Source organism: Croceicoccus sp. Ery5 (genome assembly GCF_020985325.1).
GTDB lineage: Bacteria > Pseudomonadota > Alphaproteobacteria > Sphingomonadales > Sphingomonadaceae > Croceicoccus.
In genome coordinates this window covers 3,366,324-3,378,778 of sequence record NZ_CP087587.1, presented here as the reverse complement: position 1 = coordinate 3,378,778, position 12,455 = coordinate 3,366,324, and the positions used below count along the sequence as shown (strand labels likewise).

The window sequence follows — 12,455 nt, the reverse complement described above, 5'->3', positions numbered from 1 at the left end:
TCCAAGTTCGGGGAAATCGCCCGATTTTGCAGTTGTCGGTTTCGCGCCCGCTTCCTAGAAGATGCATATGGCCGATACGCTTACCATCACTTTCGCCCAACATAACCAGCGTGTCGGCGATATCGCCGGCAATGCCAAAGCCATGCTGGCCGCGCGTGAACGCGCCAAGGCGGCGGGCGCAGACCTGATCGTGTTCCCCGAAATGCACCTCATCGGCTATCCGCCAGAGGATCTGGTGCTGAAACCGGCATTGATAGAGCGTGCGGCGGCGGAACTGGACCGGCTTGCCAAGGCAACGGACGAGGACGGGCCCGGCATGCTGGTCGGCAGCGTGTTCGTGCGCGACGGGGCGCTGCATAACGGGGTGGCGCTGCTGGATGGCGGGCGCATCACGGCGACGCGTTTCAAACACGAACTTCCCAATTACGGCACGTTCGACGAACAGCGCCTGTTCACCCCCGGCGATCTGCCCGATCCGGTGCTGTTCCGCGGCGCGATGCTGGGCCTGCCCATCTGCGAGGATATCTGGCACCCCGATGTGTGCCGCCATCTGGCCGATATGGGCGCGCAGATCCTGATCTGCATCAACGGCAGCCCCTATGAAATCGACAAGGACGTGCTGCGCATCGACGGCGTGGCCAAGCGGCGCGCGATCGATACGGGCCTGCCACTGGCCTATCTGAACCGCGTGGGCGGACAGGACGAGCTGGCGTTCGACGGGGCGAGTTTCGTCATCAACGCCGATGGCACGCTGGCCGCGCAAATGCCCGATTGGGAAGAGGTCGAGATTTCGACCCGCTGGGTAAAGGGGCGCGATGGCTGGTCCTGCGTGCCGGGCGCGTTGCATAGGCTAGCCGACCATCCCGAAGATATTTACTGCGCCATGGTTACGGCATTACGCGATTATGTCGATGACAACGGCTTTCCCGGCGTGCTGCTGGGCCTGTCGGGCGGGATCGACAGCGCGCTATGCGCCGCCGTCGCGGTCGATGCGCTGGGTGCTGACCGCGTATGGAACGTGATGCTGCCCAGCCGCTTTACCAGTCAGGAAAGCCTGGACGACGCCGAAGCCTGCGCCAGGGCGCTGGGCTGCCGCCTGTCGACCATACCCATCCAGCCCGCGGTGGCCGGGTTCGACGCCATGCTGGAGGATGATTTCGCCGACACACAGGTCGACATCACCGAAGAGAATATCCAGTCGCGCATTCGCGGCGTGACATTGATGGCCCTGTCGAACAAGTTCGGCCACATGCTGGTGACGACCGGCAACAAGAGCGAGATGAGCGTCGGCTATGCCACGATCTATGGCGATATGGCGGGCGGCTATAACCCGCTGAAGGACGCCTATAAGACGACCGTGTTCGAACTGGCGAAATGGCGCAACCGCGCCAAGCCCAAGATCGGCAAGGGTCCGTTGGGCGAGGTGATCCCCCAGAACATCATCGACAAGCCGCCTAGCGCCGAGTTGCGCCCCGACCAGAAGGACAGCGATTCGCTGCCGCCCTATGACGTGCTGGACGGGATTCTCCACGGTCTGGTCGAACATGAAAAGAGCGTGGACCAGCTGGTCGCAGAGGGTTTCGAGCGCGAGACCGTGCGCCGGATCGAACGCCTGTTGCATCTGGCCGAATACAAGCGGCGGCAGGCGCCCCCCGGCGTGAAACTGGGCGCGCGCAATTTCGGGCGCGACCGGCGCTATCCCATCACGCACAGCTTCCGTTCGGGCTGAATGGCGCTATAGGGCTGGGCATGATCGTTACCCGCTTCGCTCCTTCGCCCACCGGCCATCTCCACGTCGGCAATATCCGCACGGCGCTGCATAATTTCCTGCTGGCCCACAAGGCCAGGGGGCAGGCAGGCGGGCGGTTCATGCTGCGTATCGACGATACCGATGCCGAACGCAGCCGCGAGGATTACGTCGACGCGATCCGCGCCGATCTGGCGTGGCTGGGCCTGAACCCCGATGGCGAGGAGAGGCAGTCGGCGCGGCTGGCGATCTATGACGCTGCCTTTGAACGGCTGAAATCGGCGGGGCGGGTCTATCGCTGTTATGAAACGGCGCAGGAACTGGATCTGAAGCGCAAGATCCTGCTGGGGCGCAAGTTGCCGCCGATATATGACCGCGCGGCACTGGCACTGACCGATGACGATCACGCGCGTTTCGCCGCCGATGGCGTGGCTCCGCACTGGCGGTTCAGGCTGGACCATGACGAGCCGATCGCATGGGATGACGGCGTGCGCGAAGCGCAGCATTTCGATGCGGCATCGATGTCCGATCCGGTCGTGCGCCGGGCCGACGGTTCGTGGCTTTATATGCTGCCCAGCTGTGTCGACGATATCGACATGGGCATCACCGATGTGCTGCGCGGAGAGGACCATGTCTCCAACACAGCCGTGCAAATCCAGATGTTTACCGCACTGAGCGCCACCCCGCCGCGCTTCGCGCACGAGGCTTTGCTGGTCGGTGCCGAGGGTAAGCTGTCCAAGCGGCTGGGATCGACGGGCGTGGCCGATTTCCGCGAACAGGGGCTGGAGCCGATGGCAGTGAATTCGCTGCTGGCGCGGATCGGCACGTCGCAACCGGTCGAAGCGCAGCATGACATGGCGGCGCTGGCGCAGGGGTTCGATCTGGCGACATTCGGCCGCGCCCCCGCCCGTTTCGACGATGCGGAATTGCTGCGCATCAATGCGCAGCTGGTGCATGCGATGGACTACGCCGATGTCGCAGGCCTGTTGCCAGAGGGGATGGACGAAGCAGCGTGGCTGACGATCCGGCCGAATCTGGAAAAAGTGACCGAAGCGCATGAATGGTGGACGGTCGTGACCGGCCCCGTCGCCGCGCCCGAATTATCGGCAGAGGATGCCGCATTCGCGCAGGCCGCTGCCGATGCGGCGCAGGCGCTGGACTGGAACGATGAAGCCGGCGCGTGGAAGGCGCTGACCAATGCGTTGAAACAGGCGACGGGCCGCAAGGGCAAGGCGCTGTTCCTGCCGCTGCGACTGGCGCTGACGGGCATGGACCACGGCCCCGACATGAACGCCCTGCTGCCCCTGATCGGTCAGGCCCGCACGGTGGAGAGATTGCGGGCGGCGGCATAGCGCCTGCCCGCCGGTCTTACTCGCCGGTGGGAAGCGGTTGCACCACGGGGCGCGATTCCAGCACGGGTTCGGCAGGTTCCGGTGCTTCTGGCGGAGCAGGCTGTTCGACCGATACGGCATCGGGGGTTTCGGTCTCGGCTTCGGGTTCGGCCTCGAACAGGCCTTCCGCCGCGGCTTCGGAACCGGCAGACCCGTCGATCAGCGTCGTGCTCTGCCGCACGAAATCGGTCTGTTCGGTGACGCCTGTGGGCGTGTCGCTGATCTCGATATCGCAGTTGAATTCAAGCCGCTCGCCAATCTCGCCCAGATCGGGGTTGTGATTGCCCTTCAGCGCCTCGATCTCTGCCGCGCGCTGCACCAGATACAGGTCGCGCTCCGCCGCATAGGGGTCGCCGCATTTGTCGCGTACCGATGCGATCTGCGCATCCTTGTCCACGCGGTCGTTTAGCGAATTGAGCGTGCCTGCGGGGATCACGTAATAGGGGCTGTTGAACGGCTTGCCGACAACGGTGGGCAGAAATGCCAGATCGACCGTCCGCCCGATCAGGTCGCGCACGGTGGTCGATCCGATCAGCGGCAGATAGAGATAGGGGCCGGGGCCGACGCCGTAATAGCCCAGCGTATTGGCAAGGCCATTGGGTTCGTATTCCATGCCGAACGGCTCTTTCGCGGCAACATCGAAAACCCCGCCAATCCCCAGCGTGGTGTTGATCGCGAACCGCCCCAGCGTTTTCAGCGCCTTGCCCGGTTTCAGCTGCAACAGATAATGCAGCGCGCTGACCGGTTCGCCCAGGTTCGACAGGAAATTATCCACCCCGTCGCGGACCGGTTCGGGGATACCGCTGCTATAGGCATCGGCGATCGGTTCGACGACGGCCATATCAACCTTGTCGACCACTTCGTAGCTGAGGGCATTGATCCGTTCGGCAGGGTCGCCCTTGGGCGCGCCGACTTCGCCCGAGACGATGATTTCGCCCCCGTCGGCCACATCGCCGCCGTCAGAAGGCGGGGTTTCGGGTTCGGTGGCGGCGGGCTGTCCGGCCGATGCCGCTTCTTCGGGAGAGGGGAGGGGCTGTTCGGCGTCCTGCCTAAAGGCAAAGCTCTTGCGTTCCAGCACGCGCAGCACATCGGACGGCAGCGGCGTCGCCACGGCCATCGCGGCGGGCGATCCGCCGTTCAGATTTTGGGCGAAACCCGCCTTGCCCGATACCGGCGCATTATCAGCAACACCGGCGCCGCCCATGACAAGCGCCGCCGCCAGACCCGAAATTACCATTCCACCTCACCTGATCCGGCCCGTACGGGGCCGCCCGTCTGTCGCAATTGCCCGATGTGTTCGGGGTAATCCCTCGCGGTAGCAGGATCGTATAAACCGCGAATGAACTCATGCGGTAATGCATAATTGACTGCTTTGTGCCCATGTCGCACGTAAGCATTTGTATTGAATAGTATTTATGTCACGCGGCGGCTTCCTCGGTCGCTTGCACCGCTTCCAGCAATTTCGCCTCGATCTCTTTCATCCGGCTTTTCGAATGGATCTTGTCGCCCAGAAGATCGGTGACATAGAACGTGTCGGCGGCCCGTTCGCCGTAATTGGTGACATGGGCCGACTGGATCATCAGCCGTTCTTCGAACAGGGCGCGGGCCAGACGGTTCAACAGGGCGGGGCGGTCGCGCGCGCTGACTTCTATCACCGTAAAGCGGTTCGATGCGTCATTGTCGAATTCGATGCGCGGGCGCACGATGAACGCATGGGCGCGCGGGCGCGGCATGGGGCGGGCGGCCAGTTCGGGCACCAGCTCGTTCCGGTGGGCCAGCGAATCCTCGATCGCCTGTTTCAGCCGGTTGATCTGGTGCTGTTCGTGAAACGGGCGGCCCAACGGGTCCTGAACCAGCAGATTATCGACCGCGACGCCATTGCGGCTGGTGTGGAAACGCGCGTCGATGATGTTTCCGCCCGCAAGGTGAATACCGCCCGCGATGCGGCTGAACAGGCCGGGGTGGTCGCCCACGATCACGGTGACCAGCGTCGCGCCGCGGTTTTCCGAATAGTGGCATTCGATCGACAGGCCGCGCTGCCCGTGCATCGCATCCATCTGGCGCAGATTGGGCACGATCACCTCGGGCGCCTCGGCAATCCAGTAACTGGACAGCATGGCGGCGCCCGCGCTGTCGACCAGACCGGCATCGTCGCCCAGCAGCTCCGCGACCTGCGCCTTTTTCGCTTCCACGCCTTTTTCGCGGCCCACGCTCTTGTGGCCAAGGCGGATGCGTTCTTCCGCCGCGAAGTAAAGGTCGGTCAAAAGCTGGCTTTTCCAGCTGTTCCACACCCCCGGCCCGACCGCGCCGATATCCACCACGGTCAGCACCAAAAGCAGGCGCAACCGTTCGAGCGATTGTACCTCTGCCACGAAATCGGCGATGGTCTTGGGATCGGCCAGATCGCGCTTGAACGCGGTCGCGCTCATCAACAGATGCTGGCGCACCAGCCATGAGACGAGCTCGGTCTCCTCGTCCTCCAGCCCCAGACGCGGGCCGACTTTCAGCGCATCCTCGGCCCCCAGCACCGAATGGTCGCCGCCGCGTCCCTTGGCGATATCGTGCATCAGCACCGCGACATAGAGCGCGCGGCGATGCTTGATCTTGCCGATAATCTCGGTCGCGGTGGGGCGGCTTTCGGCGCTTTCGCCCGATTCGATGCGGGCCAGCGCGCCGATGGCGCGGATCGTGTGTTCGTCCACCGTGTAGTGGTGATACATGTCGAACTGCATCTGCGCGACCACGCGGCCGAATTCGGGCATGATGCGGCCGAACACGCTGGCCTCGTTCATCCAGCGCAGGGCCAGCTCGGGATTGTCGCGGCTGGTGAGCAGGTCGAGGAACAGGGCATTGGCGCGCTTGTCGCGGCGGATCTTGTTGTCGATCAGCCCCGAATCGCGGTCGGCCAGCCGCATGGCATTGGGATGGACCTCGACCCCTTCGGCATTGGCGAGGGTGAATATCTCGACCAGCCGGACAGGGTCCTGCTGAAAGAAATCGTCGGTTGGCACATTGATGCGGCCGCCCGCTATCTCGAACCCGTGCACATGGCGCGTGCGTTCGCGCAGCCGTGTCATCAGGCTGGGGCGTTTCGATTTGGCGAATTGCTCGTCCAGCTGGGCAAGGAACACGCCGGTCAGGCTGCCCACGCGCTTCACCTGCAGGAAATAGAACCGCATGAACCGCTCGACCGCGCTCTTGCCGGGGCGGTCGACGAAATTCATCCGGGCAGACACTTCGCGCTGCAGGTCGAAGGTCAGCCGGTCTTCCTCGCGCCCCGTGATCGTGTGCAAATGGCAGCGCACCGCCCAGAAGAAATTCTCGGCACGGCGGAACGCGCGATATTCGGCGCGGGTCAGCAATCCGGCATCGACCAGTTCGGATGCGGTGCGCACCTTATGGATATATTTGCCGATCCAGTACAGCGTGTGCAGGTCGCGCAGGCCGCCCTTGCCCTCTTTCACATTGGGTTCGACGACATAGCGCGAATCGCCCATGCGCTTGTGGCGCTCTTCGCGCTCCAGCAGCTTTTCGGCGACGAACTGCTTTTCCGATCCCGCGACGACTTCGCTCCAGAACCGTTCGCTCGCCCGTTCGTAGAGCGCCTGATCGCCCCACAGGAACCGCCCTTCCAGCAGGGCGGTGCGGATGGTCAAATCCTGCTTCGCCATCTTGACCATATCGTCGAGGCTGCGGCTGGAGTGGCCGACTTTCAGGCCCAGATCCCACAGGAAATAGAGGATCGCCTCGATCACCTGTTCGCACCATGGCGTGTTCTTGATCGGCGTGATGAAGGCGATGTCGACATCGGATTGCGGCGCCATCTCGCCCCGTCCGTACCCGCCGACGGCCAGCAATGTCAGATGCTCGCCCGCGCTGCGGTTGGCGGCGGGATAGACATGGGTGATGACATGATCGTGGATCACGCGGATCAGCTGGTCGACCAGGAACGACTGCGCCGCCGCCATCTTGTGCCCTGCCGACGGCTCGGCCTCCAGCCGCGCGGCGATCTCCTTGCGGCCGCCCGCCAATGCGTCCTTTAACAATGCGACGATCTTGGGCCGCTTTACCTTGCCGCCCGCATCCTCGATCGCGGCATCCACGGCGGCGGACAGTTTCCTCCGGTCGATGATGGCGCGCTGGTTGGGAATGCGGGGCTGGCTCATGCAAATCCGTCGATTGGGGGCGGGCCGTGCGGCCCATTGCCTGACATATTGGCCGCACTAGCGCGTTTTCCAAGCCGGGGCCAATCTGCAGATGCCCGTCTGCACAGGCAAGCGCGGCAGCGCACTCTTTCATAGGGCTGCGCCATGTGCCAAAGAGCGCGCGCCGCGGGACACCAGCATCGCCCGTGCGCCAAATGGAGAAATGCGAGTGTCGCTCGAACTGGCCGCCGCGGCGGCGAATGCGCCGATTTACTGGGAAAACCTGGGTCTGCGCCCGGGAATCGACCTCGGCTTCTTTACGCTGCGCTGGTATTCGCTGGCCTATCTGGCGGGCATTGCGCTGGGCTATTTCCATCTGACGCGCATGATCAAATCCCCCGGCGCGCCGCTGGCGCAGCGCCATGCCGAGGATCTGTTCTTCTGGTGTACGCTGGGCATCATTTTTGGCGGGCGGCTGGGCTATGCCACATTTTACGAACCGTCGCTGTGGGGCGATCCGATGGCTTTACTGTCCGTCTGGAACGGGGGGATGAGCTTTCATGGCGGGCTGATCGGCACGGTGCTGGCGATCGTGTGGGTATCGTATCGCGGCAAACTCAACTTTATGCGCGTGGCCGATTATATCGCGGTGAACGTGCCCTTCGGCCTGCTGTTCGGACGACTGGCGAATTTCGTGAACGGTGAATTATGGGGCCGCGCCGCGGGGCCGGACGTGCCGTGGGCCATGGTGTTCCCGCATGGCGGTCCGGTCGCGCGCCATCCCAGCCAGCTTTACGAGGCGCTGCTGGAAGGCCTGGTACTGGGCGTGGTGCTGCTGTGCCTGTTCTGGCTGACGAGGGCGCGCTGGCGCACCGGCCTTTTGGTGGGTGTTTTCACGCTGGGATACGGGCTGTCGCGCTTTACGGTCGAATTTTTCCGAGAGCCTGACCAGCAACTGGCCGAATTCGCGGTGCGCACCGGATTTTCGATGGGCCAGTGGCTGACCATGCCGATGATCCTGATCGGGCTGGCCCTGATCGTCACCGCGCTGATCCGCCCCCCGCAGGGAGCGTCCGCCCGCGTCGCATCGGCGTGACGGCGGACGGCGTGGACAGGCCCGACGCAAGCCTGACCGACCGGTTCGCGCGGACCATCGCCCATCTTGGGCCGATTCCGCTGGCGCAATATATGTCCGAGGCGAATGCGCATTATTACGCGCACCGCGATCCGCTGGGCGTGGCGGGCGATTTCATCACCGCGCCCGAAATCAGCCAGATGTTCGGCGAGATGCTGGGCGGCTGGCTGGCCGATATCGCGTTGCGGGCGGGCGCGGCAAATGGCTGTTATGTCGAACTGGGGCCGGGGCGGGGCACTCTGGCCCGCGATGCGCTGCGCGTGATGAAGGGCGCGGGCCTGACGCCGCCCGTGCATCTGGTCGAAGGGTCGCCTGTTCTGCGCAAGGCGCAGGGCGAGCTGCTGGCCGGATATTCCCCCGCATTCCACGACAGCGTGGACAGCCTGCCCGAAGACCGGCCGCTGCTGATTCTCGCCAATGAATTTTTCGATGCGCTGCCGGTGCGCCAGCTGATCCGGACGGGCGAAGGCTGGCGCGAAATGGTGGTGGGGATGGCAGGCGAACGGTTCGTGCCCGTACCCGGCGACCGCCCGATGGATGCGGCGGTGCCCGATGCCCGCCGCGATGCGCCCGAACACACGATCATAGAGGTATGCCCCGCCGCCAGTGCCATCATGCGCGAACTGGCGGGCCGGATCGCGAAGCAGGGGGGCGCGATGCTGGCGGTGGATTACGGGCATTTGCAATCCTTCACCGGCTCCAGCCTGCAGGCCGTGCGTGCGCACCGCAAGACCGACCCGTTTACCGATCCGGGCGAGGCGGATCTGACGGCGCATGTCGATTTCGCGGCCTTGGCGCAGGCGGCGCAAATGGCCGGATGCCGGATCGACGGCATGGGAACGCAGGGCGAATTCCTGCTGGCGCTGGGCATTGCGCATCGCGCGGCGGCGCTGGCGCGGGCCAATGCGAATGCCGCGAAACCGGTGGGCGAGGCGCTGGACCGGCTGGTCTCACCCCAGCGGATGGGGACGCTTTTCAAGGTTCTGGCGCTGGCCGCACACGACTGGCCGCAAGGGGCCGGCTTCGCGCCTGCGGTACAATAGCGCAAAATCGCTGTTGGAAAATGACGACATCGTGTCTATGGGGTGCGCGGACCGAGGTTTGCCGCGGCCCTGCTTTTCGTGGATTCTTCGCGAAACGGGACGCGGTCGGACGGGACATTCGTAGCGAAGCGGCGGGGCGCATCCTGTGTTCCGCGCAGTCAGTTCAGGGATTTGGCATGGCAGACGCGACCATCGACACCACAGGGACCGTCGAGGGTACCAGCGAAGGCGAGACCACAGTTCGCCGCCGCGACTTTATCGAGATTGCGGCCGTCAGCGCTGCGGGCGTGGGCGGTCTTGCGGTGCTGTATCCGCTGATCAGCCAGATGGCCCCGTCCAAGGACGTGCTGGCCGAATCCACGACCGAGATCGATCTTTCCGCGATCGAGCGCGGGCAGGCGATCAAGGCCGTGTTCCGCAAGCAGCCGGTGTTCGTGCGCAACCTGACCGACAAGGAAATCGCCGAGGCCGACGCCGTGCCGGTTTCGTCGCTGCGCGATCCGCAAACGCTGGAAGAGCGGACCAAGGAAGGCAAGACCAACTGGCTGATCACCATGGGCGTTTGCACCCATCTGGGCTGCGTGCCGCTGGGCGCTGCCGAAGGTGAGAATCGCGGCGAGTTCGGCGGCTATTTCTGCCCCTGCCACGGTTCGCACTACGACACCGCCGCGCGCATCCGCAAAGGGCCTGCGCCGCTCAATCTGGAAGTGCCGGAATATGAATTCACTTCCGACACCACCGTGGTTCTGGGCTGAGGATAGAGTACGATGAGCTTCCCCTGGGCAAAGCATTACGAGCCGAAGAACCCCGTGATGAAGTGGGTCGACGAGCGCATGCCGCTCCCCCGCCTCGTCTATAACGCGATCGGCGCGGGCTATCCGGTGCCGCGCAACCTCAACTATTTCTGGAACTTCGGCGTTCTGGCCGGTTTCTGCCTGATGCTGCAGATCGTGACCGGCGTGATCCTGGCCATGCATTACGCGCCCAACGCGCTGGTGGCCTTCGATTCGACCGAACACATCATGCGCGACGTCAACTGGGGCTGGATGCTGCGCTATGCGCACGCCAACGGCGCCAGCTTCTTCTTCGTCGTGGTCTATATCCACATCTTCCGCGGCTTCTTCTTCAGCAGCTACAAGGCTCCTCGCGAGATGATCTGGCTGCTGGGCGTGGTCATTTTCCTGCTGATGATGGCGACTGCCTTCATGGGCTATGTGCTTCCCTGGGGGCAGATGAGCTTTTGGGGCGCCAAGGTGATTACCGGCCTGTTCGGCGCGATCCCCGTGGTGGGCGAGCCGCTGCAGATCTGGCTGCTGGGCGGTTTCGCGCCCGACAATGCCGCGCTGAACCGCTTCTTCTCGCTGCACTTCCTGCTGCCCTTCGTGATCGCGGGTGTCGTCATCCTGCATATCTGGGCGCTGCATATCCCGGGTTCGTCGAACCCCACCGGCGTCGAGGTGAAGCAGGAATCGGACACGGTTCCGTTCCACCCGTATTACACGGCGAAGGACGGTTTCGGGCTGGGCGTGTTTCTGGTGCTCTACACGTTGTTCGTGTTCTTCATGCCGAACTCGCTGGGCCATCCGGATAACTATATTCCGGCCAACCCGCTTTCGACGCCCGCGCATATCGTTCCCGAATGGTATTTCTGGCCGTTCTACGCGATCCTGCGCGCCTTTACCCAGGACTTCCTGTTCATTCCGGCCAAGCTGATGGGCGTGATCGCGATGTTCGCCGCCATCCTCGTCTGGTTCTTCCTGCCGTGGCTGGACCGTTCGCCGGTGCGTTCGGGCCTGTATCGCCCGCTGTTCAAGAAGTTCTTCTGGTTCGGCCTGATCCCCGCAATGCTGGTGCTCTTCTATTGCGGCGGTGCGCCGGCGGAAGAACCCTATGTCATGATGAGCCAGATCGCGGCGCTGTATTATTTCGCCCACTTCCTCATCATCCTGCCGCTGGTCTCCTCGTTCGAGACGCCCAAGCCGCTGCCCGGTTCGATTACCGAAGCAGTTCTGGGCAAAGACCAGACCGCGGCTTCGGCCTGAGACTGACGAGACAAGAGAAAGACGCGTAAAGATGGCACGCCTTATTTCAATTTTCGTCGGCCTCGGCTTTGTCGTGGTGCTGGTTTATACCTTCCTCGTGGGGGCCTATACCTGGGCGACCGATGACACGCCGCCGACGGCAGAGCACGAGTTCCACCTGCACACTCGCGATGCGCATCTGCAAAGCGCGGGCTGGACCGGCACGTTCGACGTGCAACAGGTGCAGCGCGGCTATCAGGTGTACAAGGAAGTGTGCTCGGCCTGTCACTCGCTGCGCCACGTTGCCTTCCGCAATCTGGCAGAGCTGGGCTATTCCGAAGCCGAGGTGAAGGCCGAAGCCGCCGCATGGCAGGTTCCGGGCATCGATCCCAACACGGGTGAGGCAAACATGCGTCCGGCGCTGCCGACCGATGCATTCCCCTCGCCCTATCCGAACGCGGTTGCGGCTGCTGCTGCCAACAACAACGCGATCCCGCCTGATCTTTCGCTGATCACCAAGGCGCGTCACGATGGCGGCAATTATGTTTACTCGCTGCTGACCGGCTATGCCGATGCGGACAGCTATGAACATGACGGCAAGGTTCTGAAGGAGGAATTCCCCGACTTCTCGACCCCGACCGGGCTGCATTTCAACCCCTATTTCCCCAACCTCAACCTCGCCATGGCGCCGCCGCTGACCACCGATGGTCAGGTGACCTATGCCGACGGGACCGAGGCGAGTGTCGACCAGATGGCGAAGGACGTTGCCGCGTTCCTGGTCTGGACGGCGGAACCCACGCTGCAAAAACGCCACCAGACGGGCTTCCCCGTGGTGCTGTTCCTGATCTTCGCCACCGTGCTGGGCTTCCTTGCCTATCGCAATGTGTGGCGGAACGTGAAGCACTAAGGCGTCACGCAAGGGCACATGAAAAGGGCCGCCGGTTCATCCCGTGCGGCCCGTTTTCCATTCGTA

At 63.6% G+C, this 12,455-nt stretch carries 9 protein-coding genes; 7 read left to right on the top strand and 2 right to left on the bottom strand.

The features are described 5' to 3' along the window. Nucleotides 1-67 precede the first annotated feature (67 nt). Complete coding sequence (locus tag LOZ74_RS16050) at nt 68-1,729, top strand: NAD+ synthase (RefSeq protein WP_230292011.1); 1,662 nt, start codon at nt 68-70, stop codon at nt 1,727-1,729. Between the two features lie 20 nt (nt 1,730-1,749). Further along, a complete protein-coding gene (gene gltX, locus LOZ74_RS16045) occupies nt 1,750-3,099 on the top strand; it encodes a glutamate--tRNA ligase (RefSeq protein ID WP_230292010.1) in 1,350 nt (449 codons plus the stop codon). A 16-nt stretch (nt 3,100-3,115) separates the two neighbouring features. On the opposite strand, the gene LOZ74_RS16040 is transcribed toward gltX, so the two are convergent. Both LOZ74_RS16040 and LOZ74_RS16035 read right to left on the bottom strand, forming a co-directional pair. After that, a complete protein-coding gene (locus LOZ74_RS16040) occupies nt 3,116-4,375 on the bottom strand; it encodes a VacJ family lipoprotein (protein ID WP_230292009.1) in 1,260 nt (419 codons plus the stop codon). 181 nt (nt 4,376-4,556) lie between these two features. Beyond that, nucleotides 4,557-7,304: a [protein-PII] uridylyltransferase gene (locus LOZ74_RS16035; protein WP_230292008.1), complete on the bottom strand. Its 2,748-nt coding sequence runs from the start codon at nt 7,302-7,304 to the stop codon at nt 4,557-4,559. A gap of 208 nt (nt 7,305-7,512) precedes the next feature. Here LOZ74_RS16035 and lgt point away from each other — a divergent pair, with 208 nt between their 5' ends. From lgt to LOZ74_RS16010, 5 genes are all read left to right on the top strand, one after another. Further along, nucleotides 7,513-8,379 carry a prolipoprotein diacylglyceryl transferase gene (gene lgt, locus LOZ74_RS16030; protein WP_370638847.1) on the top strand — a complete coding sequence of 289 codons (867 nt, stop codon included), beginning with the start codon at nt 7,513-7,515 and terminating at the stop codon, nt 8,377-8,379. Between the two features lie 11 nt (nt 8,380-8,390). Further along, nucleotides 8,391-9,461: a class I SAM-dependent methyltransferase gene (locus LOZ74_RS16025; RefSeq protein ID WP_370638846.1), complete on the top strand. Its 1,071-nt coding sequence runs from the start codon at nt 8,391-8,393 to the stop codon at nt 9,459-9,461. 176 nt (nt 9,462-9,637) lie between these two features. Next, a complete protein-coding gene (gene petA, locus LOZ74_RS16020) occupies nt 9,638-10,216 on the top strand; it encodes a ubiquinol-cytochrome c reductase iron-sulfur subunit (RefSeq protein WP_230292006.1) in 579 nt (192 codons plus the stop codon). A gap of 12 nt (nt 10,217-10,228) precedes the next feature. Further along, nucleotides 10,229-11,503 (top strand): cytochrome b/b6, encoded by a 1,275-nt coding sequence (locus LOZ74_RS16015; RefSeq protein ID WP_230292005.1) that lies wholly within the window; start codon nt 10,229-10,231, stop codon nt 11,501-11,503. Between the two features lie 31 nt (nt 11,504-11,534). Beyond that, nucleotides 11,535-12,389 (top strand): cytochrome c1, encoded by an 855-nt coding sequence (locus LOZ74_RS16010; RefSeq protein ID WP_230292004.1) that lies wholly within the window; start codon nt 11,535-11,537, stop codon nt 12,387-12,389. Nucleotides 12,390-12,455: the final 66 nt, after the last annotated feature.

Coding starts and splice junctions, on each gene's coding strand:
- gltX (WP_230292010.1), top strand. CDS start 1,750: ATGATCGTTACCCGCTTCGCTCCTTCGCCCACCGGCCATCTCCACGTC.
- LOZ74_RS16015 (WP_230292005.1), top strand. CDS start 10,229: ATGAGCTTCCCCTGGGCAAAGCATTACGAGCCGAAGAACCCCGTGATG.
- LOZ74_RS16010 (WP_230292004.1), top strand. CDS start 11,535: ATGGCACGCCTTATTTCAATTTTCGTCGGCCTCGGCTTTGTCGTGGTG.
- LOZ74_RS16040 (WP_230292009.1), bottom strand. CDS start 4,375: ATGGTAATTTCGGGTCTGGCGGCGGCGCTTGTCATGGGCGGCGCCGGT.
- LOZ74_RS16035 (WP_230292008.1), bottom strand. CDS start 7,304: ATGAGCCAGCCCCGCATTCCCAACCAGCGCGCCATCATCGACCGGAGG.
- petA (WP_230292006.1), top strand. CDS start 9,638: ATGGCAGACGCGACCATCGACACCACAGGGACCGTCGAGGGTACCAGC.
- LOZ74_RS16050 (WP_230292011.1), top strand. CDS start 68: ATGGCCGATACGCTTACCATCACTTTCGCCCAACATAACCAGCGTGTC.